The sequence below is a fragment of the Caulobacter sp. GW821-FHT10C03 genome (genome assembly GCF_059415485.1).
In genome coordinates this window covers 52,580-77,508 of record NZ_JBWKNI010000024.1, presented here as the reverse complement: position 1 = coordinate 77,508, position 24,929 = coordinate 52,580, and the positions used below count along the sequence as shown (strand labels likewise).

The following is a 24,929-nucleotide window of genomic DNA, read 5'->3' as shown; positions in this document are numbered from 1 at the left end:
CGCCCGCGCCGAGCAGGACCGCGGACAGCGGCTTGCGCAGGGAAGGCGACATGGATTTCCTCTTGGGAGGTCCTAAGGATCTGACGGGTCTCGGGCGCGCGTCGGCGCGGGCGAGGTCAGGCCCTGGGCGGTCGCATCAGGTCGAACTGCCGGCCGGCCGGCGGGGCTGCGTCCTCGCCCGGCGTCAGGCGCGCGGCGGCGTAGACCAGCGAAGGCGCGGCCGAGGTGGCCGGCTCCGGCGCATAGGGCGCGCCGTGATGGCAGTGGCCGTGCACGCAGCCGTCGACGCGTCCATGGTCTTCAGCGTGGTCGGTCTCTGATACGAGCAGGAAGGCCGTCGCTTCGGCCGCCGCCGGGGCTTCGTCGGCGCAGAGCGCGCTCTCGAGGCTCGGACCCAGCGCGAGCACGGCCAGCACCAGGGCGGCGAACGCCGCCCCGAACCTGCGCCATGCTGTGAGCTTGCGACCCATGTTCGCCCTATAGCCGAGCCGGGAGCGGGCGGGAACGCGTTACAAGATCACGTCGATCGGGACAGCTTCGACACCGGCCTACTCATATTGGGCCGGCCGCGCGCCGGCCGGGATCACGCGCGATCCCTTCCTCCAGACCGCTTCGCCCTTCGTCGCCCATCCGACGAACGCGCGGTTTTGGTTACGGTTTTTGTCAACCGGGACGAGAAAGCGCTGGCTTGAGGTTTCAAATATCACCATTCAGTCACCGAACTGCGCCGTGGGGGATTCAGATCGTGGCCAAGAAGCAACCCGTTTCCCGGCTGGCCCAGGCGGCCGTCCTTGTCGACCAGCTTATCCACGCGATCGACACCGAAGGCCTGTCGCGCTCCGAAGCGGCCACGGCCGCGGGCCAGGTGCTGGGCCTCGTCCAGACGCTGTCGTTGCGCGGGGATCCCGACGCCCACGCCCTGAAGGCCGCCCTCGGCCGCCTGGCCGAGCGCCTTTCGCAGGCCAAGGACGACCCGACCGCGCCCGAAGTCGCCGTCGCGGCCTCCACCGCCGGCTCGCGCTTCGCCAAGCGCCTGCGTCGCCTCGCCATGATCGTCACCGCCGGCGCGGTGCTGTCGGCCCCGCTGGCCGCCGCCGCGCACGAGAGCGCGCGCCTGGGCGTCCACCTGGCCGGCTCGTCGGTCGCCGCCGTCGCCCTGATGGGCGCCCTGCCGGTCTACGCTGTCGGCGACGCCGTGCTGAACCCGGTCACCGGCAGCAACGAGCAGGTGGTCGAGGTCATCGCCCCCGCCGCCGTCCGCACCGCCAGCGGCAACATCATCTTCCTGGCCACAACGGTCGGCGACACCTACACCAACACGAAGACCGGCAAGTCCTACGAGGTCACGGCGGTCACCAAGAACGCCGACAACCGCGTGATCAGCGTCACGGTCAAGGAAGTCGGGACCAGCACCACCCAGTCGCAGGCCGTGGTCACCGACAAGTCGGGCGACATCGTCACCGGCGCCCCGCCGGCCGGCTCGGCCGGCGCCGGCGCGGGCAGCTATTCGTTCCCCACCGCCTCGGGCGACGTGAACACCTTCGCCGACGCCCGCCACGGCGGCAACGGCTCCAACGGCGACGACGGCGGCGGCCTGGAAATCTGCATCCCGCTGATCGGCTGCGCCACCATCGGCTACAACCCCACCGCGGGCGACGACGGCGGCGACGGCCCCTCGTTCGGCCACACCATCACCACGGCCAACAACGGCGACATCGAGGTGGTGTCCGACAAGCTGCCGGGCATCGTCATCTCCAGCGTCGGCGGCGACGGCGGCCAGGGCGGCGACGCCTATGGCAACATGGACGCGGCCCACGGCGGCAAGGCCGGGGCCGGCGGCAACATCACCCTCGACGCCAGCGTCGACATCACCACCGACGGCGTGGAGTCGCACGGCATCTTCGCCCAGAGCCGCAGCGGCGTGGGCGGCGACGGCGGCACGGGCTACATCTTCAGCGGCGGCGGCTCGGGCGGTTCGCCCGGCCAGGGCGGCTCGGTCACGGTGACCAGCACCGGAACGATCTCGACGTCCAAGGAAGGCGCGATCGGCATCCTGGCCCAGAGCCTGGGCGGCGCGGCCGGCAACGGCGGCGACAGCTACGGCATTGTCGGCGACGGCGGCGGCGGCTCGTTCGGCGGCGACGGCGGCGCGGTCTCGGTGACCCAGGGCGGGATCGTCCACACCGCCGGCCGCAACGCCCACGGCGTGCTGGCCCAGTCGATCGGCGGCTCGGGCGGCAGCGCCGGCGACTCCATCGGCCTGGTGACCTTCGGCGACAGCGGCGCGGCCGGCGGCAAGGGCGGCTCGGCGACCATCACCGCCTCGGCGGGCTCCAGCACCACCACCAGCGGCGACGGCGCCTACGCCCTGTTCGCCCAGTCGGTGGGCGGTGGCGGCGGTTCGGGCGGCCTGGGCATCGGCGTCGTCTCGCTGGGCTCGGACGGCGGCACCGGCGGCGACGCGGGCCTGGCCAAGATCACGGTCGGAACCGGCGCGGTCGTCGGCACGACGGGCGCGGGCTCCCACGCCATCGTCGCCCAGTCGGTCGGCGGCGGCGGCGGCAGCGCCGGCGTGGCCGGCGGCGTGGTCGCCCTGGGCGGCAAGAGCAGCTCCGGCGGCAAGGGTGGAACGGTCGAGGTCTCCAGCGACGGCGACGTGACCACCGACGGCCTCGATGCGCGCGGGATCTTCGCTCAGAGCGTGGGCGGCGGCGGCGGCGCGGCCTCCGGCACGGGCGGCCTGGTCGCCCTCGGCGGCGAAGGCGCGGCCGGCGGCGCGGGCGGCGCGGTCACCGTGACCACCGGCGCGAACGGCTCGGTGAAGACCACCAAGGACGGTTCGGACGCCATCTTCGCCCAGTCGGTCGGCGGCGGCGGCGGTTCGGGCTCCAGCTCCGGCGGCGTCGTGGCGCTGGGCGGCACGGCCGGCGGCGGCGGGGCCGGCGGAACGGTCGGCGTCACCAACGGCGGCGAGGTCGAGACCAAGGGCGCCAAGGCGCGCGGGATCTTCGCCCAGTCGGTGGGCGGCGGCGGCGGCTCGGGCGGCGACGGCGGGGGGCTGGCCACTCTGGGCGGCACCGGTGGCGCGGCCAGCGCCGGCGGCGACGTCACGGTCACCAACACCGGCTCGATCACCACCGGCGGCGCGCTCTCCAGCGGCATCCAGGCCCAGAGCGTCGGCGGCGGCGGCGGCGACGGCGGCAGCACCGGCGGTGTGTTCCTGACCATCGGCGGCGGCGGCAGCACCGGCGGCGCCTCGGGCAAGGTCACCGTGGCCCACAGCGGCGAGATCTTCACCGGCGGCAACGACTCCCACGGCATCTTCGCCCAGTCGGTCGGCGGCGGCGGCGGCAACGGCGGCTCCAGCGTTTCGATCAGCGCCTTCGCGGGCGTGGCCATCGGCGGCGAGGGCTCGGTCGGCGGCGACGGCGGCACGGTCGACATCGACCTGACCCAGAGCGCGATCACCACCGGCGGCTCCACCGCCTATGTCGATCCGTTGATCGTCACCGGCGGCGAGCGTTCGCGCGGGATCTTCGCCCAGAGCGTGGGCGGCGGCGGCGGCTCGGGCGGCTTCGCGGCCCAGGTCTCGGTCGGCTACGGCGTCGGGGCCAGCGCGGCGGTCGGCGGCAAGGGCGGGGCCGGCGGCGACGGCGGCCTCGTGGATATCGACGGCGCCGTGCGCATCCTGACCACGGGCAACTACTCCGAAGGCCTGTTCGCCCAGTCGGTGGGCGGCGGCGGCGGCTCGGGCGGTTTCGCCCTGTCGTTCTCGTTCGCGGCGGGCGAGACGGCGGCGGCCGCCTTCTCGGTGGCGCTGGGCGGCAAGGGCGGCGACGGCGGCCTGGGCGGCACGGTCGATATCGACTCGGGCGGCGCGATCGTCACCGAAGGCGACTTCTCGACGGGCCTGGTGGCCCAGTCGGTCGGCGGCGGCGGCGGCAACGGCGGCTTCACCGTGGCCTTCGCGGGCGCTGCGGCGGGCGCGGCCTCGGCCTCGGCGGCCGTGGGCGTCGGCGGGTCAGGCGGCAAGGGCGGCGACGGCGGCACGGTCGATGTCGATTTCGACGGCACGATCGCCACCGAGGGCGACGACGCCATCGGCGCGCTGATCCAGTCGGTCGGCGGCGGTGGCGGCGGCGGCGGCTACAACGTCTCGGGCGCGATCGCCGTGGCCGGCACGGCCGGGGTCGGCGCCTCGGCGGGCGTCGGCGGCACGGGCGGCGACGGCGGGATCGGCGGCTCGGCCACGGGCCGCATCGGCGACGACGTGACCACCGAAGGCGACCGCTCGACGGCGGTCATCGTCCAGAGCGTCGGCGGCGGCGGCGGCAGCGGCGGCTTCAACGTCAACGGCTCGATCGGCGGCGGTGGAACCGTCGGCGTGGGCGTCGCCGTGGGCGTCGGCGGTTCGGGCGGCGGCGGCGGCGACGCCGGCGCGGCGACCGGCACGGTCGTGGGCGACATCTGGACCAAGGGCGAGCAGTCCGGCGGCCTCTTGGTACAGAGCGTCGGCGGCGGCGGCGGTTCTGGCGGCTTCAACGTCTCCGGCTCGGTGGGCGTGGCCCAGACCGTGGGCGCGGGCGTCTCGGTCGGGATCGGCGGCGCGGGCGGCGGCGGCGGCGACGGCGGCGTGGTCGTGGCGACCATGACCGGCGACGTCCTGACCGAGAAGGCGGACTCCGACGGCGTCGTGGCCCAAAGCATCGGCGGCGGCGGCGGCAGCGGCGGCTTCAACGTCTCCGGCTCGATCGGCGGCGCCGGCTCGGTGGCCGGGGCGGTCAGCGTCGGCATCGGCGGCGCAGGCGGCGACGGCGGCGATGCGGGCAAGGTGACCCTCGACGTCACCGGTGCGACCGGCACGAAGGGCGCGCGCAGCGACGCGATCATCGCCCAGAGCGTGGGCGGCGGCGGCGGTTCGGGCGGCCTGTCGATCGGCGCGGGCATCGCGCTGTCGGGCAACGGCGCCGGCACGATCAGCGTGGCCGTGGGCGGCGCGGGCGGCGGCGGCGGCGACGCCGGCGTGGTCGAACTGCGCGTCAACGAAGGTGTGGCCGATCCGCTGGGCGACCTGATCGCGGCGGTGACGGAAGGCGAGGGCGCCCGCGCCATCGTCGCCCAGAGCGTGGGCGGCGGCGGCGGCAGCGGCGGCTTCTCGATCGCCGGCGGCCTGTCGGCCGCCAAGAGCGGCGCGGGCAATATCGGCGTCGGCATCGGCGGCGGCGGCGGCGATGGCGGGAACGCCTCGTCTGTGCTGGGCAAGGTCACCGGCGACGTCGGCACCAAAGGCGCCGACGCCTCGGCCGTGCTGGTCCAGAGCGTGGGCGGCGGCGGCGGCTCGGGCGGCTTCAACGTCACCGGCGGCATCTCGGCCTCCAAGAGCGTGGCCGGCAACATCCTGGTCGGCGTGGGCGGCTACGGCGGCGCGGGCGGGAACGCCGGCGACGTCACCGGCGGCGTCACGGGCGACATCGTGACCGAAGGCGACCGCGCCTTCGGGGCCAGCTATCAGAGCCTGGGCGGCGGCGGCGGCTCGGGCGGCTTCAACATCACCGGCGGGATCAGCCTGGCCGCCAGCGGCGGCGGCACGGGCACCCTGGGCGTCGGGGTCGGCGGCTTCGGCGGCGACGGCGGCGACGCGGGTCTCGTGAACGCGACCCTGACCGGCGACATCAGCACCAAGGGCGCCGACGCCCACGGCGCGCTGCTGCAGAGCGTCGGCGGCTCGGGCGGCTCGGGCGGCTTCAACATCACGGGCACGGTCAGCGCCTCGGCCGGAACCAACGGCGCGATCGGCTTCGGTCTCGGCGGCTTCGGCGGCGGCGGCGGCAACGCCAGCACGGTCGACGGGGTGCTGACCGGCGACGTCACCACGGTCGGCGACAACTCGTTCGGCGCCATGCTGCAGAGCCTCGGCGGCGGCGGCGGCAACGGCGGCATGAACGTCACCGGCTCGGTCGCCCTGTCGGCCAGCAGCAACGCGGCGGTCTCCATCGGTCTGGGGGTCGGCGGTTTCGGCGGCGGCGGCGGCGACGCCAAGGCGGTCACTGGTGCGGTCACCGGCCGCTACCAGACCTCGGGCGACGAGGCCGACGGTGTCGTGGCCCAGTCGATCGGCGGCGGCGGCGGCTCGGGCGGCCTCAACGTCTCGGGCGCGGTCGCGGTCAGCGCCGGCACGGCCGGCACGGGTTCGGTCGGCATCGGCGGCTTCGGCGGTTCGGGCGGCGATTCCGGCGCGGTGACCCTGACCCGCGTTGGCGACACCATCACCGACGGCGCCAATTCCGACGGCGTCATCGCCCAGAGCATCGCCGGCGGCGGCGGCCAGGGCGGGATCAATGTCTCCGGCGGCCTGTCGGCCACCACCAAGGGCACGGCCGGCAGCTTCGGCTTTGGCCTGGGCGGCTTCGGCGGCGACGGCGGCGACGCCGGGGACGTGACCGCCAGCGTCACCGGCAACGTCTGGGCCCAGGGCCTGGAATCCGACATCACCACGCCCGAACTGACGATCGAGATCCCGCTGTTCGGGCTGGAATTCACCATTCCCGCCGATCGTACGCGCCTCAACGGCTCCAATGGCGTCGTGGCCCAGAGCGTGGGCGGCGGCGGCGGTTCGGGCGGCCTCAACGTCACCGGCCAGCTGTCCCTGACCACGCCGGGCGGGTCTTCGGCCAGCCGGGCGATCTCGCTGGGCGTCGGCGGCTTCGGCGGCGCGGGCGGCGACGCCGGCAAGGTCGACCTCACCATCGCCGGCCCGAGCGCCGACTACGTGCAGGTCACGGCCGTGGGCGACGACCGCTACGCCGCGGTCGCGCAATCGATCGGCGGCGGCGGCGGCGCGGGGGCGATCAACGTCTCCGGCGGCGTCGCGCTCGACGGCCAGCTGACCGTCGGGATCGGCGGCTTCGGCGGCGACGGCGGCCTGGGCAAGGACGTCACGGCCGACGTCACCGCCAACCTGTTCGCGGCCGGGGACCGCTCGCGCGGCCTGATGGTCCAGTCGATCGGCGGCGGCGGCGGTGCGGGCGGCATCAACATCTCCGGCGGGATCAGCGCGAACACCTCGGGCTCGGAGCCCTCGGTGGTGTTCGGCCTGGGCGGTTCGGGCGGCGCGGGCAACGCCAGCGGCGACGTCACCGTCGCCCAGGACGGCCAGGTCTGGGTCGAGGGCGTCGACGCCATCGGCATCCTGGTCCAGAGCGTCGCCGGCGGCGGCGGCTCGGGCGGCCTAAACGTCGCGGCCGACGTCAATCTGGGCAAATCGACCTCGTCTTCGAACGGCTATTCGGTCGCGGTCGGCATCGGCGGCCAGGGCGGAACAGGCGCCGACGCGGGCGACGTCTCGCTGACCAGCGTCGGCGACGTCATCGTCAACGCCCAGCTGAAGGCCAATCCGGCGGCCGGCGAGGACCGCCTGGAAGCCGTGACCTTCACCGGCGGCGCCAAGGGCGTGCTGGTGCAGTCGATCGGCGGCGGCGGCGGCGTGGGCGGCATCAGCGCCACCGGCGCCATCGCCCCGTTCGGCAACCCGATCGCGGTCGGGGTCGGCGGTTCGGGCGGTTCGGGCGGGAACGCCGGGGCGGTCACGGTCGTGCGCGGCTACGCCGACGACGGCTCGGCCGATCCGCACCTGATCCGCACCTTCGGCGACGATTCCGACGGCCTGATCGCGCAGAGCATCGGCGGCGGCGGCGGCACGGCGGGGATGAACTTCACCATCGCCGCCACCGTGGCCAACAAGGCCGAGAACCCGATCGCGGCGATCATCACCATTGGCGGCGACGGGGCCGGCGCGGGTTCGGGCGACACGGTCGATGTCACCCACAACGGCAATATCGTCACCGACGGCGCCCACAGCGACGGCCTGATGGCCCAGTCGGTCGGCGGCGGCGGCGGTTCGGGCAACTTCAACATCGGCGCGGGCGTGCTCAAGGACGCCAACGCCCTGAACATGGCCATCGGCGGCGCCACCGGCGCGGCCGGCGACGGCGGCGACGTCACCGTCGACCATGTCGGGACCATCGTCACCCTGGGCGACGACTCGGTGGGCCTGCGCGCCCAGTCGATCGGCGGCGGCGGCGGCAACACCGGCCTCGACATGGCCATGGGCCCGCTGAACCGCAACGAGATCAACATCACCATCGGCCGCCTGGGCGGCTCGGGCGGCGTCGGCGGCAAGGTCGACGTGGCCTCGAAGGGGACGATCGACACGACGGGGAACGAGTCCTCGGCGATCTTCGCCCAGTCGGTGGGCGGCGGCGGCGGCGCCTCCAGCGCCACCACGGTCAGCGTCACCGGCACGCGCGGCCAGGGCGACAACGCCGAGTCCTTCGGCGGCTCGCTCAGCGTCGGCCTCGACGGCGGCCTCGGCGCGGAGGGCGGCGACGTCACGGTCACGGCCGAGGGCGATCTGACCACCCGCGGCGACGACTCCCGCGGCATCTTCGCCCAGAGCCTGGGCGGCGGCGGCGGCGTCGGCGGCGGCGCGTCCAACACCATCGTCCGCGCCTCGGCGGCCGCAGCGGTCGCGGTCGGCGGGGCCGGCGGCGTCGGCGCGATCTCGGGATCTGTCGAAGTCGACAACGCGGCGACCATCGTCACCGAGGGCGCACGTTCCGACGGGATCCTGGCCCAGGCGATCGGCGGCGGCGGCGGCCTGGGCGGCATGGCCCGCACCATCGCCTTCCAGGTCGGCGGCGCGCCCTCGGGCACGACCACCCGCACCGCCACGGTCAGCGTGGGCGGGACCGGCGGCGACGGCGCGGTCGGCGGCCTGGTCGATGTGACCAACACCGGGGTGATCTACACCCAGGGCGAGGCCTCCTTCGGCGTCCGCGCCCAGTCGATCGGCGGCGGCGGCGGCATCGGCGGCGCTGTCCTCCAGGTCCGGGCGCAAGGGACCAACAGCAACGACTCCTTCGACCTCAACATCGGCGGCTCGGGCGGAACCGGCGGGGCCGGCGGCGTGGTTCAGGTGCTCAACGAGGGCCTGATCGTCACCGAAGGCCGCGGCGCGGCGGGCGTCAGCGCCAACAGCATCGGCGGCGGCGGCGGCGACGGCGGCCTCGTGATCGACGTGGTCGGCGGCTACACCGGCGCCGACAAGCAGAGCCACCGCTACGTGCTCAACATCGGCGGTTCGGGCGGCGACGGCGGCACGGGCGGCGACGTCACGGTGACCAACCGCGCCGTGGCCGGAATCGAGGATTCCGGCACGATCGCCACTTCCGGCGACCGCGCCTACGGCGTCTTCGCCCAGAGCCTGGGCGGCGGCGGCGGCAACGGCTCGACCATCCTGTCGCTGACGGCCCTGAAGAGCGCCGAGAACAGCGCCTCGGTCGGCCTCAACATCGGCGGCATCGGCGGCACGGGCAATTCGGCCGGTACGGTCAAGGTCGACAACGCCGGCCTGATCCAGACCACGGGCGCCGACGCCTACGGCGTGCTGGCCCAGTCGATCGGCGGCGGCGGCGGCAACGGCGGCCTCGTGATCGCGGCCAACCTGCTGATCGGGGCCACGGCCAATTCGCCGCTCGTCTCGCTGGGCGGTCTCGGCGGCGACGGCGGCGACGGCGGTTCGGTGACCGTCGACAACAGCGGCCGGATCCTGACCACCGGCGCGCGCGCCCACGGCATCGTCGCCCAGAGCATCGGCGGCGGCGGCGGCGACGCCCAGATGGCCTTCAGCCTGACCGGCGAGGCCAAGAGCCTGATCATCTCCAACGCCCTGGCGGCTGTCGTCGGCGCGGTCGGCGGCGGTTCGGGCGGGCAGGGCGGCGACGTCACCGTCAACCACTCGGGCGACATCACCGTGCTCGGCGACGGCGCCATGGCCATCAAGGCCGAGAGCATCAACGGCGGCGGCGGCACCCTGACCCTCGACTTCTCGGGGATCGTCGGCCTGCCGGGCCAGCCCTACCTCAAGCCCGACGGCTCCACCGGCCGCGTCGACCCGATGGTCGTCGCCAAGGCCGGGGCCGAGAACACCTCCGGCGCGGCCGGCGGCAAGGTCACCGTCAACTCGACCGGCACGTTCGGCGCGGCGGGCGACAACGGCGTCGGCTCGTTCGCCCAGTCGATCGGCGGCGGCGGCGGCACGATCGACCTGAACCTGCTGCTGGCGGCGCAGCTCGACGAAGTGAACGTCGACGCCCCGGTCGGCACGAAGGTCGAGCTCGGCCTCGGCGGCTCGGGCGGATCGAACGTCGGCGGCGGTGCGATCGACAGCACCCACACCGGCCAGATCCTCACCACCGGCGCCAACACGCCGGCCGTGCTGGTCCAGTCGATCGGCGGCGGCGGCGGTCGCGCCACGGGCGACGTCACGGTTCCTGCCGGCGCCCTGCTGGGCGCGGTGACCCTGGCGCTTGGCGGCGAGAACCAGACCAACGCGGCCGGCGGCGACGTCAGCCGCACCCAGGGCGGGGCGGTCGTCACCACGGCGAACAACGCCTTCGGCGCCATCCTGCAGAGCGTGGGCGGCGGCGGCGGTTCGACCGGCTTCACCGTCCAGGGCGCGGGCGCCTCGGCCACGGCCAGCCTCGGCGCGACCGGCGGCTCGGGCCTGGGCGGCGGCTCCGTCGAAGCGGCCTTCACCGGCGGCGTCGCCACCATGGGCGACCACGCCACCGGCCTGCTGGTCCAGTCGATCGGCGCGGGCGGCGGCGAGGTCCACCTCTCGGGCGTCTCCAGCCTGGGCGTCACCCTGGGCGGAACCAGCGGCGCGGCCGGCGACGGCGGCGACGTGGCCCTGGTCAACACCGGAACCGTCTATACGGCCGGCGCCGGCTCGCACGGCGTCTTCCTGCAATCGGTCGGCGGCGGCGGCGGCGCGGTGTTCGGCGGGCCTTCGAGCGCGACCGTGACCCTCAACGACGGCGGCGTCGGCGACGGCGGCGATATCGACTTCCGCCAGACCGGCGACATCGTCGCCGAGGGCGCGGGCTCCTACGGCGTCGTGGCCCAGAGCCTGGGCGGCGGCGGCGGTTGGGTGGACGGCAAGTTCGCCGGCTCGGCCGGCGGCGCGGGCGAGGGCGGGGCGATCGACCTCGTCCTGGCCGGCCAGGTGCTGGCGACCGGCGCCGGCTCCACCGCCGTCTTCGCCCAGAGCCTGGGCGAGGACGGGGCGGGCGACATCGCCGTCTCGACCAACAACTTCGTGCGCGGCGGCTCGGGAACCGGCGCCGGCGTGCAGTTCAGCGGCGGCGCGGCCAACACCCTGGCCAACACCGGTCTGGTCTCGGCCGTGTCGGGCAAGGCCATCGTCGGCGGCGTCGGCGACGAGCGCATCGACAACCGCGGCGTGGTCATCGGCGACATCGACCTGGGCGAGGGCTCCAACGCCTTCGACAACAAGGCCGCCGCGACCTTCATGGCCTTCAAGACCATCGACCTGCGCGATCCGGCCGGAACCGGGCCGCTAGCGGTGTCGGCGGTCTCGACCTCGGGCCTGTCGACGCAGGGGATCTCGGCCCAGGCCGTCCCCGGCGGCGCGGCCACCTTCACCAACGCCGGCGAGTTCCTGATGGGGCTGTCGGCCACGCGCACGCCGATCGACCTGGCGGCCGGGGCGACCTTCGCCAATCTCGACGCCATCGGCACGCCCGCGACCAACCCCTTCTACGGGGCGCGGGTGATCAACACCGTGGCGCTGGACGGCCACTATGTGCAGACCTCGACCGGCCACCTGGCCTTCGACGTCGCCTTCGGCCCCTACGCTTCGGACCGCGTCAACGCCACCGGCGACGTGGTGGTGGCCGGCACGGGCGACGTGATCCTCACCTGGCTGCAGGACTCCAAGCCCGTCACCCTGTTCGCGGCCGGCGGCTCGGTCACCGACAACGGGCTGAAGATCGCCGACACCCTGGCGATGGACTACCGCATCCAGACGACCTCGGGCGCGGTGCAGCTGGCCTTCGACACCCACTTCGACCAGGGCTTCCTCAATGTGAACGGCCGCGCCCTGGGCCGGCACATGAACTCGGCGATCAGCGTCGGCGACTCTGGCGGCATCGGCCGCCTGATGGCCCTGATCGGCAACCTTCAGGCCGGCCAGGAAGCCACCTACACGAAGATCTTCCAGAACCTGAACCCCGAGCCGCACCTGGCCCCGCTGCGCAGCCAGCTGGCCTCGTCCAACGCCTTCTCGGCCCAGCTGTTCGGCTGCGCCAACCCGACCCTGCAGGTCGACGGCAAGTGCTCCTGGGCGACCATCGAGCGCGCCACGGCCGACGGCGAGAGCGACTTCGACACCCTGGGCGTCAAGGCCGAGGGCGGGCGCCTGCGCGGCGGCTTCGAGCAGTCTCTGGACGGCGGTTGGTCGTTCGCCGCGGCCGCGGGCCTGGAGCGCCTGGACCGCGTCAAGGTCGACGGCGTGCGGTCGTGGTCGCAGGGCCAGGGCCTCAGCGCCGGGGCCGGCTTCAAGCGCCGCAGCGGCGGGGCCGAGATGGCCTTCTCGCTGTCGGGCGGCTGGCAATGGATGGAGACGGCCCGCCTGGTCGAGCTCTTCACCATCGGCCGTGCGGAGTCCGACCCGGAAAGCGGCTATGTCCGCGCCGACGCCCGCTTCGCCTACGTCATGGAGAACGGTCGCCTGTTCGTGCGCCCGGCGCTGAACGTGTGGGCCACCGGCCTGCACCAGCAGCGCTTTGAGGAGCGCGGGCTCGACGGCATGGGCGCGCGGGGCCTCTCGCACACCCAGGTCATCGGCACGGCCAATCCCGAGCTCACCCTGGGCTTCGTGATGAAGGAGACGGCCAGGAGCCAGGCGGCGGTGTCGTTCACCGTCGGCGGCCTCTTCAACTCGACCGACCGGATCGAGATGCCGTTCCAGCTGATCGGGTCCAACCCGTCGTCGGACCCGGCCGACATCCGCACCGCGCTCGACAAGTCGGGCTGGCGCGCGGGCGTCGACCTGCACGTGATCGGCGACGACCGCGTGTCGGTGAAGTTCAACTACACCACCGAGTTCGGCGATCGCACCAGCAACCAGGCCGCCGGCCTGAACGTGCGGGTGCGGTTCTAGGGGAAGGGGGCGACCCCTTCCATTTTCCGTCGCCGCCCCTGACCCCTCTCCCCTTGCGGGAGAGGGTGGCCTGCGAAGCAGGTCGGGTGAGGGGTCTCTCAGACCTGAAAGCCGCGTGCGGCGGTCAGGCCGGGTGGCGCGTCTCCGATCTAAGAGGCCCCTCATCCGACGGCCTTCAGCAGCCTCCTTCATGGGCGACGCCGTTCGCCGAAATGGTCAAGCTGTAGCGCTCGAACGCCTCCCCCTACCCAATATCGGGTAGTCGCTACCCAACCTTGGTGAGGCGCCGGGGGCACAGTCGCGTTTAATTGACGCTGCGGCGTGCGGCGCACTGGCGGCGCAGCGCGTTGATCGCCATGTGGGGGCCTCGAAGGATCCCCATGGACACTCTGCTCAAGACCGTCGCTGCTTTTGTCACTGAGCATCAAGCCTGGGCCGGCGTGATCCTTGGCGCCCTGACCTTCGCCGAATCCCTCGTCCTGATCGGCGCCTTCGTGCCCGCCACGGCCCTCATGCTGCTGGCCGGCACCCTGATCGGCGGCGGCGTGCTCGATCCGTTCGAAGTCCTGGCCTGGTGCACGCTCGGCGCGGTGCTGGGCGACGCGGTGTCCTACGGCCTGGGCCGGCGCCTGGGTCCGCGCGCCCTGCGCGCCCCGGTCTTCCGCGCCAACCGCCGCACCATCGCCCGAACGCGCCTGTTCGCCCGCCGCTACGGCGTGGCCTCGATCTTCATCGGCCGCTTCTTCGGCCCGCTGCGCGCCTTCGTGCCGATCATGGCCGGCATCCTGCAGATGAAGTCCTGGACCTTCCAGACCGCCAACCTGCTGTCGGCCGTGGTCTGGATCGCCAGCCTGCTGGCCCCGGGCTATCTGGCCGCCCGCAGCCTGTCGGGCGTCAGCCTTGAATTGGGCCTGGCCATCGCCGCCGGCGTCGCCCTGACCGTGGTCGGTGTCGTCGTCGCCTGGCGCCTGACCGCCTCGCGCCGCGTTGCCCAGGCCGTCGTGGTGGCGCGCTCTGAAGCCTAGGAACGACCCCTCTCTCATAGAGAGAGGGAGGGGCCCGCGCCGAAGGCGTGGGAGGGTGAGAGGTTTCACCGTCCACCGGTAAAACCCTTGCTTTCAACTGCTTGGTTTTCTGAGTTCGATGCTCGAGCCGATGTTGCGGGTTCGCGCCAAACCTCGGCGTTACGACCGATAGGGGCGTCACGGCGCCTCTTTCGGAGAGTTTGTTACCTCTCACCCTCCCACCGCTGCGCGGCGGGCCCCTCCCTCTCTCAAAGAGAGAGGGTTTTGGCCTTAAGCCGCCGCCCCGTCCGTCATCCACCGCCCGACCAGCCGTCCGCCGCGATCGTGGATCCGCACCTCGACCGGCCGCTCGGACTCCGCCGCCAGCCGTCGCGCGCGGCGTTCGGCCTCGCCGCCGCCGGTGAAGCGAAGCACCTCGCCGGTGTCGTGAACCCGCACGCACCAGCCGTCTTCGCACGGCACGACATCGACCAATCCAGACATGTCGCCCCCTCCGTACGCGAACTCGCCCGGCCAAACGCCGGCCTAGCGGAAAGGTTCGCGCCGGTCGCGACACCGTTTTGCGACGAAGTGTGACGAGGGCTGGCGCTCGCGCGGAAAGTTCATAAAATGACATAAAATATCAAAATGTGGGACGCGTCTCGATGCGCGGCCCCAGGGAGAAAACGATGGCTCACCCTTCGCTGCGCGGCGTCTCGCGCCTTGTCCTGGCCGCCGCGCTCGGCCTCGCGGCGTTGCCCGCCCAAGCCGCAGACCGGGCCGCAGACCGGGTGACGACGCCGCTCGCCGACGGCTGGACCTTCTTCCAGGGCGACCCCGAGGGCGCCGAGACGGCCGCCTTCGACGACGGCGCCTGGGCCAAGGTCTCGGTGCCGCACGACTGGGCCATCGCCGGTCCGTTCGACATCAAGGCCCGCGCCGGCGGGGCGGGCGGCTTCCTGCCCACCGGGATCGGCTGGTACCGCAAGACCCTCAACATCAAGCCGCCGGCGCCCGGCCGCCGCGTCTTCGTCGAGCTGGACGGCGTGATGGAGCGCAGCGGCGCCTGGATCAACGGCCACCACCTGGGCCATCGCCCCAGCGGCTATGTCGGCCTGCGCTACGACATCACCGACTTCATCCGCGCCGATGGGAGGAACGTTCTGGCCGTGCGCGCCGACACCGACCACGCCCCGTCCTCGCGCTGGTACGCGGGCTCGGGCGTCTACGGCAAGGTGCGGCTGATCGAGACCGCCGGCCAGCATGTCGAGCAGGGCGGGGCCTTCGTCAGCGTCACGAAGATCAGCGCCGACCGCGCCACCGCCGACATCGCCGTCGACGTGATCAACGACGCCCATGACGCCGCCAAGGCCGGGCTGGAGGTCGTGCTGCGCGATCCGTCCGGCGCCGAGGTCGCCCGTGGCAAGGTCGCGCCCGTGGCCATCGATCCGGCCCGCACCGAGACCCTCAAGCTCTCGCTCGACATCGCCGCGCCCAAGCGCTGGGACCTGGAGACGCCCAACCTCTATCGCGCCGAGATCCGCGTGGTCGGCGAGGGCGGGCAGGGGCTGGACGCCGAGACCGTGCGCTTCGGCGTCCGCGACGCCGCCTTCAAGGCCGACAGCGGCTTCTGGCTCAACGGCCGGAACGTCAAGCTCAAGGGCGTGGCCGTGCACATGGACGGCGGGGCGGTCGGGGCGGCCGTGCCCATGGCCGTCTGGCGTCAGCGCCTGACCGCGCTGAAGGCCCTGGGCGTCAACGCCATCCGCACCGCCCACAACCCGCCGTCGCCCGACTTCCTCGACCTGACAGACGAGATGGGCTTCGTGGTGATGGACGAGCTGTTCGACCAGTGGAACGTCTCCAAGACGCCCGGCGACTACCACCTGTTCTTCAGCGACTGGCACAAGCGCGACGCCCGCGACATGGTCCGCCGCGACCGCAACCACGCCAGCATCGTCCTGTGGAGCGCCGGCAACGAGATCCACGACACCGCCTATCCGGTCCAGGCCAAGGCGGCGCTGAAGAGCCTGCTGGCGGTCATGCACGCCACCGATCCCACCCGGCCGGTGACCATGGGCCTGTTCCGTCCCAACGTGACCGGCGACTACCAGAACGGCTTCGCCGACATGCTCGACGTGGTCGGCCAGAACTATCGCGAGAACGAGCTGATCGCCGCCCACAAGGAAAAGCCCTCGCGGATCATCGTCGGGACGGAGAACAGCAAGACCCGCACCTCCTGGGTCGCCGTGCGTGACTACCCGGCCTATGCCGGCATGTTCCTTTGGACCGGCATCGACTATCTGGGCGAGGCCGACCGCAGCGGCTGGCCCAATATCGACAATCCCGCCGGCATGATCGACCGCACGGGCCTGGCCAAGCCGATCGGCCTGCAGCGCGCTTCATGGTGGGCCGAAAAGCCCGTGCTGCACGTGGTGCGTAATGCAATGCCGGCAGCCCCGCCGCCGTCCTCCGACGGCGCCGGTCCCGCGCCGGCCCTGCCGACCATGATCGCCGTCGCCACGCCCCAGCCCAAGGTCGCTGTCTACGACGACTGGACCCCGGCCGATCTCACGCCGCACGACGAGACCATCGAGGTCTATTCCAACTGCGCCAGCGTCGACGTCGCGCTCAACGGCCGCTGGCTGGGCGCCAAGCCGCTGCCCGCCGACGCCTCGCCGCGCCAGTGGAGCGTTAGCTTCGCGCCGGGCGAGGTGAGGGCGGCCTGCCGCGATCCGGGCGTCAAGCTGGAGGACGTGCTGCGCACCGCCGGCAAGCCGGCCCGCGTCGAGCTGTCGGTGGAGGGCGACACGGTCGGGACCGGCTTCGATGACCTGGCCATCGTCCGCGCCCGGGTGGTCGACGCCAAGGGCGTGACCGTGCCCTCGGCCCAGGACGCCATCACCTTCCAGGTGACGGGCGGCGGGGCCTTCGTGGCCGCCGACAACGGCGCGCCGACCGACCACGCCTCGTTCGCCTCGCCGACTCGCCAGGCCTGGCAGGGGCGGGCCATGGCCCTGGTGCGCGGAGCGGGGCAGGGCGGCTTGCTCAACGTTACGGCGACGGCTCCGGGGCTGACGCCCGGCAAGGTCGTCCTGAAAACGGTTCCCGATACCGTTCGTTGAACATGTTCCGCGACAAAGCGTCACTTTTTGCGGGAAGAGGCTTGAATTCGCCGTTGGTAGCGCTAACTACAACCTCGTGAGGCGCGAGCGCCTCTGCCCTTCCTGGGCGTTTCCTCCCTAATGAACTAAGCCCGGCGGGTAACCGCCGGGCTTCTTTTTTGCTCGTTTTTCGCCGGCCTATTTCTGCGTCGTCAGGCGGAAGATCATCACGTTCTTGTAGGTTTGGCCCGGATCCAGCCGCACCGGTGCGAACTGCGGCTTGTTGGGCGCGTCGGGGAAGTGCTGCGGCTCCAGCGCGATGCCGTCGCCCTGGCGATAGATCTTGCCGCTCTTGCCGACCGTCGTGCCGTCGATGAAGTTGCCGGCGTAGAACTGGATGCCCGGCTGGTCGGTCAGGATCTCCAGCACGCGGCCGCTCTTCGGGTCGGCCAGACGCGCGCCCAGGCGCAGAGCCCCGCCCGCCTTGCCGGTCAGCACGTAGTTGTGGTCGTAGCCGCGGCCGGCGACGATCTGTGCGTCGCTGGCGTCACGGATCCGATCGCCCACGGCCGTCGGCTTGCGGAAGTCGAACACCGTGCCGGCCACCGGCGTGGTCACGCCCGTCGGGATTAGCTCGCCGTCCACCGGCGAATAGCCGTCGGCGGCGATGGTCAGCACGTTGCCCATGGCCCCTTCCGACGCGCCTTCGCCGGCGACGTTGAACAGGGCGTGGTTGGTGATGTTGACGATGGTCGGCTTGTCGGTCGTGGCGCCGTAGGTGATCGTCAGCTGGTTGTTCTCGTCCAGCGCATAGGTCGCCGTGGCGGTCAGCGTGCCGGGATAGCCTTCCTCGCCGTCCGGGCTGACATGCTCGAAGGTCACCGAGGCGGTCGGGCCGGCCTTGGCGTCGCGCACCGTCCAGACCACCTTGTCGAAGCCCTTCACGCCGCCGTGCAGGGCCGCCACGCCGTTGTTGTTCAGGGCCAGCTGGTAGGTCTTGCCGTCGAGGGTGAACTTGCCCTTGCCGATGCGGTTGGCGAAGCGCCCGACCGAACCGCCGAAGTAGTTGGCCGTCTTCACATATTCGGCCGCGTCCTTGTAGCCGAGCACGATGTCGGCCTTCTTGCCGGCGCGGTCGGGGGCGACCAGCGACTGCAGGGTCGCGCCATAGGTGATGACGGTGGCTGACACGCCCTTGGCGTTGGTCAGGGTAATCGCCTCGACGGCCTGGCCGTCAGGGGTTTGGCCGAACGACTTGCGGCTGATCTCGGCCGCCCAGGAAGCCTGGGGGAGGGCTACCGACGCACCCGCGGCGGCGGCGAGTACGGCAAGGCTCGGCAGGACGTGGCGCCAGGTCTTCATCAGTTTCCTCTCCGGATCGGGCCCGCCGCGCTCTGTCGGCGTTGACGGCCATTAGGCCGCCATATACTCAGACAAAAAACTAGGGCGCAACGTCAAGACGTCGCCCTTCGCCAACGGGAGACCCGGGAATGCCCGCACCGATCACCACGTCTGCAGGAGCCGGCGCGGCTAGCGTGGGCGACCCCCGCGCTCAGCGCTCCGCGCTGACCCTGCTGGCCAGCCTCTTCTTCATGTGGGGCTTCATCACGGTCATCAACAACACCCTGCTGCCGCACCTGCGCTCGGTGTTCGACCTCAACTACACCCAGACGACCCTGATCGAGTCGGTGTGGTTCATCGCCTACTTCTTCGCCTCCATCCCGTCGGCCAAGCTGATCGAGAAGATCGGCTACAAGAAGTCGATGGTCACCGGCCTGCTGATCATGGCCTTCGGGGCCCTGCTGATGATCCCGGCGGCCCGCATCCCGTCCTACGGCGTGGTGCTGACCGCTCTGTTCATCGTCGCTTCGGGCATCACCCTGCTGCAGGTCGCCGCCAACCCCTACGTGGCCGTGGTCGGCCCGCCGGAGACGGCCTCCTCGCGCCTCAACCTGGTGCAGGCCTTCAACTCGCTGGGCACCACCCTGGCCCCGCTGTTCGGCGGCTACCTGATCCTCAGCCGCAGCGCCTCGGGCAACGCCGAGGCCGGCAAGGTGCTGACCCAGGCCGAGCGCCTGGCCGACGCCCAGTCGGTGCAGCTGCCCTATTTCATCGTCGCCGTGGTGCTGGTCGCCCTGGCCGTGGTCATCGCCCGCTACAAGCTGCCGGACCTGGGCGGCGCCACCCGCCGCGCCGCCGTCAGCGAGCGAAAGAGCCACTCGCTGTGGAAACACCGCAACCTGGTGCTCGGCATTCCGGCCATCTTCATCTACCTGATCGCCGAGATCGGCGTGTCGAACCTCTTCATCAACTTCGTCTCCGATCCGAAGATCGGCGGCCTGACCCACACCGAGGCCTCGCGCTACCTCTTCCTGCTCTGGGGCGGGATGATGGTCGGCCGCTTTATCGGCAGCGTCTGGATGCGCAAGGTCGATCCGGCCAAGGTGCTGGCGATCTTCTCGAGCCTGGCCTTCGTGGTGATGATCATCACCACCTTCTCCAGCGGCCCGACCGCCATGTGGAGCCTGATCGCCGTGGGCCTGTTCCACTCGATCATGTTCCCGACCATCTTCACCCTCGGCATCAAGGGCCTGGGCGCGCTGACCGAGGAAGGCTCGGGCCTGCTGGTCATGGCCATCGCCGGCGGCGCCCTGGTCATCGTCCAGGGCAAGATCGCCGACACCTACGGCCTGCAGATCTCGTTCCTGGTCACCGCCATCTGCGAGCTCTACGTGCTGTTCTACGCCCTGTGGGGCAGCCGGGTCACCGCCGAGGAGGCGCCTGTGGCCCTCGAAGGCGAGCCGGCGACGGCTGCTGAGTAAGGTCGGGGAGGGGAGCGGTTCGCCGCTCCTTAGCCTTTCGCGCAAAGAGAAGGCCTCGCACCGCAGGGTGCGAGGCCTTCTTGCTTCGTGGGGTCCTGATCGGCCCCCAATTTCCGAGCATCCCCGCGAAGGCGGGGATCCAAGCCGAGTCTGCGGGCCGAGCTACGAACGCGCCCCATCCTGAGAGTCAGCTTGGGTCCCCGCCTTCGCGGGGACACTCGGATTTTATATGGACGATCAGAGCGGCTTCACCGTCACCGTGACTTCGGCCGGGGCCGCGTCCTGGGCCAGCGGGTTGCGCACCGGCAGGGTGAACGGGGCGGCCTCGATCTCGAACACGTCGCCCAGCTGCGTCTGGAAGCCTTCCGAGAACGACAGGGTGGCCGTGCCGAAGAAGTGCACGTGCACGTCGCCCGGGCGGCGGAACAGCGCGTACTTGAAGTGGTGGTGCTCCAGGTTGGCGATGGTGTGGGACATGTTGGCCTCGCCCGACAGGAAGGGCTTCTCCCACACGGTCTCGCCGCCGCGCACGATCCGGCTCGCGCCGCGCACGTCGGCCGGCAGCTCGCCGCTCAGCAGTTCGGGGCCGAGCGCCGCCTGGCGCAGCTTCGAGTGGGCCAGCCACAGATAGTTGCCGCGCTCGATCACGTGGTCGGAGAACTCGTTGGCCAGGCAGAAGCCCAGGCGGTGCGGCGTGCCGTCGGGGCCGATCAGGTAGACGCCGGCGATCTCGGGCTCCTCGCCGCCGTCCTTGGCGAACGAGGGCGAGGTCAGGGCCTGGCCCGGACCGACCAGCTGCGTGCCGTCGCCCTTGTAGAACCATTCCGGCTGCACGCCTTCCTGGCCGCCCTCGGGCTTGCCGCCCTCGACGCCCATCAGGAACATCCGCATCGAGTCGGTGAGTTGCTCGCCTGACTGGGCGGCCTTGTGCATCTTGTCGCGGCCCTCGGCCGAGCCCAGGTGGGTCAGGCCGGTGCCGGTCATCACCAGGTGGGCGGGGTCGGCGTGGTCGATCGGGGCCAGGACCCGGCCCTCGGCCAGGGCGGCGGCGACGTCGATCGTCTCGCCCAGCGGGGCGGCCGCGTCGGCCAGGCTGACGCCCTTGTCGACGGCCAGCTGGGCCAGGGCGTAGAGCGTGTCGGCGGCGCCGACCTTGCGGGCCGCGCCCGTGTCGTCGATCGCCGCGAGGGCGCGGGCGCCGTCGGGCGTCTTCAGCTGCACGAACCGCAAGGGCATGGTCGATCCTCTCGTTTGTAATTAGTCAGACAAATAGCGATCGCGGCGGGCAAGTCAAACCCGGATATATGGGCTTCGAACCGTCCGCCGAACGGCCGGCGAGGGGGCTTCGGATCGGTCGCCAACCGTTCTATCACCTGATTTATCATACTTTTACCAGGCGGGGTCGCGGCGCCTGAATGTTCGCCTCGAGGTGAATTTCCTTGTCGTCAGACAATTAGTCTCGCTAGAGTCGTCCGCATCACCGGCGGCGACGCCGTTTGGCGACAGCGGAGGCGGCGTGGGCAAGGCGAAGGGTTCGGGCGCGGACGGCGAGTTCGAGCGCGAGGAGGGGTTCTCCGGCCGGATCCACGGGTCGATCGCGCGCACCCTGGGAATCGCCATCGTCTCGGGCCAGTACCAGCCGGGCGACGTGCTCAACAACGAGATCGACGCCAGCGTCCAGCTGCACGTCTCGCGCAGCGCCTATCGCGAGGCCATCCGCATCCTGGCCGCCAAGGGCCTGGTCGAGAGCCGCCCCAAGGCCGGCACCCGGGTCAGCCCGCGTTCGCGCTGGAGCCTGCTGGATCCCGAGGTCCTGGCCTGGTTCTTCGAGGCCGAGCCCAGCGAGGAGTTCCTCACCGGCCTGCACGAACTGCGGATGATCGTGGAGCCGGCCGCCGCGGCCCTGGCCGCCGAGCGCCGCGACGAGGACCAGCTGGAGCGCATGCGCACGGCGCTGATCCAGATGCAGCAGCACACCCTGGCCACCGAAGCGGGCCGGGCCGCCGACCGCGACTTTCACGACACCGTGCTCGAGGCCACCAGCAACGAACCGCTGCGCACCCTGTCCAGCAGCATCGGCGCGGCCGTGCGCTGGACCACCATCTTCAAGCAGCGCGACCGCGAACTGGCCCGCGACCCGATTCCCGACCACTGGAAGGTCTTCGACGCCATCGCCGCCGGCCGCGCCGACCAGGCCCGCCAGGCCATGGAACGCCTCGTCGGCCTCGCCCAGGACGACACCCGCGCGGCGATTTCCCGGCGGGCGCCGGCTTAGATCCGGGGACGGGTTGCCTCTCTCCCGTAAAATCCCCGCGAAAGCGGGGACCCAGGTTTTTTCTGCCATCCAAGGCGCTCGACGATAAAACGCCTGGGTCCCCGCTTTCGCGGGGATTTTACGGTTGGGGGTCTGCGTACGGGGATTGGCGAGCGTCTATCCCCGGCGACCGCGCCCGAGACCCCAACCAATCCAGTCCCTTACAACTTTCTCAGCGCTCTGGATCAGACGCGCTGAAACCCGCTGCATAATCAGAGCTGTCCCGTCGCAGGGAGAGGGCGCAAGGATCCGGCCCGAAGCGTGCGACGGCGATGCGAACGAGCGGGGCTGAAGGAGCGGCGAGAGCCGGGCCTGAAGGCTTAAATGAGGATGGGGGACGTAAACCCATCCATCGGGGGTCCGCCCAATAGGCTCCCGCCCGTCCAAGGGTTCGCGCCCTGACGCACTTCTGGCCGCATGAACGGGAGAGCCTTGCGTGGGGAAGGGGTGAAGGGCGGAAGAGGCCCGCGCGCCCCGGCCTGAGGGATAACGATCGCGCGGGGCGTCAGAGCTTCGTCGAAACGGTATTTAGAACTCACACATCCGGGCGAGGCCCGGACGCCCCGCGCCCTCTCCACACCCTCAGCGGTTCACCGCGTGAGATCGCCCACCCGTTCCCTCTCCCCTTGCGGGAGAGGGTGGCCTCCCGGAGGGAGGTCGGGTGAGGGGTCTCTCAGAACTCAACACAGCGAGCGGCGGACAGGCCGGGCGGAGGCGTCTCAAGTCTGAGAGACCCCTCATCCGACGGCCTTCGGCCGCCACCTTCTCCCGCAAGGGGAGAAGGGTGCGCCCAATCATCCGACAAGCCCCGAACCTCCGTCGCCTGACTATGTCGTTGTATTGCTGGCCCCCACACGGCGCCCCGCCTCGATTGACGCTCCGTACGCCCGAGTATACTCAGACAAATAACAACGTGCCGTGTCGACATCCGTGCGACCGAGCCACGTGGCGACGAGAGGGAGAAATCAAGTGAACTCGAAGATGCTGAAGCACGCCCTGATGGGCGGCGTCGCCGCGGTGCTGCTGGCGGCCGGCGCGGCCGGCGCCCAGACCAAGGTCGGCGGGACCCTGCGCGCCGACCAGCCCGGCGCGGTCATCCAGCCCGAGGTCTACGGCCAGTTCGCCGAGCACCTGGGCCGCGGCATCTACGAAGGCGTCTGGGTCGGCGAGGACAGCAAGATCCCCAACATCAAGGGCTACCGCAAGGACGTGGTCGACGCCCTGAAGGCCCTGAAGGTGCCGGTCGTGCGCTGGCCGGGCGGCTGCTTCGCCGACGACTACCACTGGCGCGACGGCATCGGCCCGCGCGACAAGCGCCCCGTCCGCGTCAACGTCCTGTGGGGCGGCGTCGAGGAGCCCAACAGCTTCGGCACCCACGAGTTCATGGACTTCGCCGAACTGATCGGCACCAAGACCTATGTCGCGGGCAATGTCGGCGCCGGCACGCCTCAGGAAATGGGCCAGTGGCTCGAGTACCTGACCTCGCCCACCCAGTCGACCATCGCCAACGAGCGTCGCGCCAACGGCCGCGACAAGCCCTGGAAGGTCGACTATTTCGGCGTCGGCAACGAGAACTGGGGCTGCGGCGGGCAGATGACGCCCGAGCACTACACCAACCTCTATCGCAACTTCGCCGAGTTCGTCCGCGCGCCGCGCGGCAACCGTCCGGTCAAGGTGGCCTCGGGTCCGAACGCCCAGGACTACAACTGGACCGAAGTCCTGATGAAGGGCGCGGCCAAGAACATGGGCGCGCTCAGCCTGCACTACTACGTCATCCCGACCGGCGACTGGGGCAAGAAGGGCTCGGCCACCGTGTTCGACGAGCAGGCCTGGGGCGACACCCTGGTCCAGGCCGAGAAGATGGAAGAGCTGGTCTCCAAGCACAGCGCCATCATGGACAAGTACGACCCCGAGAAGAAGGTCGGCCTCTATGTCGACGAATGGGGCGTCTGGTACGACGTCGAGCCGGGCACCGAGCCGGGCTTCCTCTACCAGCAGAACACCATGCGCGACGCCATGGTGGCCGCCACGACCCTCAACATCTTCCACAAGCACGCCGACCGGGTGCGCCTGGCCGCCATCGCCCAGATGGTCAACGTGCTGCAGGCGATGATCCTGACCGACAAGGAAAAGATGGTCCTGACGCCCACCTACTGGGTGTTCGACCTCTACAAGCCCTTCCAGGGTGCGACCTATCTGCCGATCGAGATCGACGCGCCGCAGTACACCATCGGCAAGTCGTCGGTCCCGGCCGTGACGGCCACCGCCGGCAAGGGAACCGACGGCCTCGTCCACCTGGCCCTGACCAATGTCGATCCGAACAAGACCGCGACCATCTCGGTGAAGCTGACGGGCCTGTCCGCCAAGACCGCCAAGGGCCGCGTCCTGACCGGCCCGGAAATGTCCTCGCGCAACACCTTCGACAAGCCCGACGCCGTCAAGCCGGTCGAGTTCAAGGGCGCGACCATCAAGGGCGACGTCCTGACCGCGACCCTGCCGGCCAAGTCGGTGGTGGTGCTGGACCTGAACTGAGGAACGAGTTCCTACCCTCTCCCATAGGGAGAGGGAGGGGCCCAGGCGATAGCCTGGGAGGGAGAGGGGTTAGGGACGTTTGCCGTTCCTGACCCCTTCTTCTTTTGAGGCTGGGTGATGGTACCGCCA

General features: G+C 71.4%; 10 protein-coding genes. 6 read left to right on the top strand and 4 right to left on the bottom strand.

The genetic code is table 11. The features are described from left to right. Positions 1-116: 116 nt before the first annotated feature. Positions 117-470 (bottom strand): hypothetical protein, encoded by a 354-nt coding sequence (locus AC07NG_RS22680; protein WP_494596498.1) that lies wholly within the window; start codon positions 468-470, stop codon positions 117-119. Positions 471-745: 275 nt separating this feature from the next. On the opposite strand from AC07NG_RS22680, the gene AC07NG_RS22675 reads away from it, so the two are divergent. Both AC07NG_RS22675 and AC07NG_RS22670 read left to right on the top strand, forming a co-directional pair. Beyond that, a complete protein-coding gene (locus tag AC07NG_RS22675; protein ID WP_494596497.1) occupies positions 746-13,024 on the top strand; it encodes a hypothetical protein in 12,279 nt (4,092 codons plus the stop codon). A 380-nt stretch (positions 13,025-13,404) separates the two neighbouring features. Next, positions 13,405-14,049, top strand: coding sequence for a DedA family protein (locus AC07NG_RS22670; RefSeq protein WP_492856237.1), 645 nt, complete (start codon positions 13,405-13,407; stop codon positions 14,047-14,049). Between the two features lie 270 nt (positions 14,050-14,319). Here AC07NG_RS22670 and AC07NG_RS22665 read toward each other — a convergent pair whose 3' ends face one another. Next, a complete protein-coding gene (locus tag AC07NG_RS22665; protein ID WP_492856236.1) occupies positions 14,320-14,532 on the bottom strand; it encodes a DUF2188 domain-containing protein in 213 nt (70 codons plus the stop codon). A 185-nt stretch (positions 14,533-14,717) separates the two neighbouring features. On the opposite strand from AC07NG_RS22665, the gene AC07NG_RS22660 reads away from it, so the two are divergent. Next, the gene (locus AC07NG_RS22660) at positions 14,718-17,153 is read left to right on the top strand and encodes a glycoside hydrolase family 2 TIM barrel-domain containing protein (protein ID WP_494596494.1); all 2,436 of its coding nucleotides are present in this window, start codon (positions 14,718-14,720) and stop codon (positions 17,151-17,153) included. 177 nt (positions 17,154-17,330) lie between these two features. Here the strand turns inward: AC07NG_RS22660 and AC07NG_RS22655 are convergent, their stop codons facing one another. Then, complete coding sequence (locus AC07NG_RS22655) at positions 17,331-18,494, bottom strand: aldose epimerase family protein (RefSeq protein ID WP_494596492.1); 1,164 nt, start codon at positions 18,492-18,494, stop codon at positions 17,331-17,333. A gap of 128 nt (positions 18,495-18,622) precedes the next feature. On the opposite strand from AC07NG_RS22655, the gene AC07NG_RS22650 reads away from it, so the two are divergent. Continuing rightward, positions 18,623-19,954, top strand: coding sequence for a sugar MFS transporter (locus tag AC07NG_RS22650; RefSeq protein WP_487292401.1), 1,332 nt, complete (start codon positions 18,623-18,625; stop codon positions 19,952-19,954). A gap of 237 nt (positions 19,955-20,191) precedes the next feature. On the opposite strand, the gene araD1 is transcribed toward AC07NG_RS22650, so the two are convergent. Next, positions 20,192-21,190, bottom strand: a complete 999-nt coding sequence (gene araD1, locus AC07NG_RS22645; RefSeq protein ID WP_494596490.1) for an AraD1 family protein — start codon at positions 21,188-21,190, stop codon at positions 20,192-20,194. 280 nt (positions 21,191-21,470) lie between these two features. Between araD1 and AC07NG_RS22640 the strand changes: the two genes are divergently transcribed. Together AC07NG_RS22640 and AC07NG_RS22635 are read left to right on the top strand one after the other, a co-directional pair. Further along, complete coding sequence (locus AC07NG_RS22640) at positions 21,471-22,229, top strand: FadR/GntR family transcriptional regulator (RefSeq protein ID WP_494596488.1); 759 nt, start codon at positions 21,471-21,473, stop codon at positions 22,227-22,229. A 1,008-nt stretch (positions 22,230-23,237) separates the two neighbouring features. Continuing rightward, positions 23,238-24,800: an alpha-N-arabinofuranosidase gene (locus AC07NG_RS22635; protein WP_494596486.1), complete on the top strand. Its 1,563-nt coding sequence runs from the start codon at positions 23,238-23,240 to the stop codon at positions 24,798-24,800. Positions 24,801-24,929: the final 129 nt, after the last annotated feature.

Bases quoted from the DNA above. Each gene is read 5' to 3' on its own strand.
- araD1 (WP_494596490.1), bottom strand. From the start codon at position 21,190: ATGCCCTTGCGGTTCGTGCAGCTGAAGACGCCCGACGGCGCCCGCGCC.
- AC07NG_RS22660 (WP_494596494.1), top strand. From the start codon at position 14,718: ATGGCTCACCCTTCGCTGCGCGGCGTCTCGCGCCTTGTCCTGGCCGCC.
- AC07NG_RS22655 (WP_494596492.1), bottom strand. From the start codon at position 18,494: ATGAAGACCTGGCGCCACGTCCTGCCGAGCCTTGCCGTACTCGCCGCC.
- AC07NG_RS22670 (WP_492856237.1), top strand. From the start codon at position 13,405: ATGGACACTCTGCTCAAGACCGTCGCTGCTTTTGTCACTGAGCATCAA.
- AC07NG_RS22650 (WP_487292401.1), top strand. From the start codon at position 18,623: ATGCCCGCACCGATCACCACGTCTGCAGGAGCCGGCGCGGCTAGCGTG.
- AC07NG_RS22680 (WP_494596498.1), bottom strand. From the start codon at position 470: ATGGGTCGCAAGCTCACAGCATGGCGCAGGTTCGGGGCGGCGTTCGCC.
- AC07NG_RS22665 (WP_492856236.1), bottom strand. From the start codon at position 14,532: ATGTCTGGATTGGTCGATGTCGTGCCGTGCGAAGACGGCTGGTGCGTG.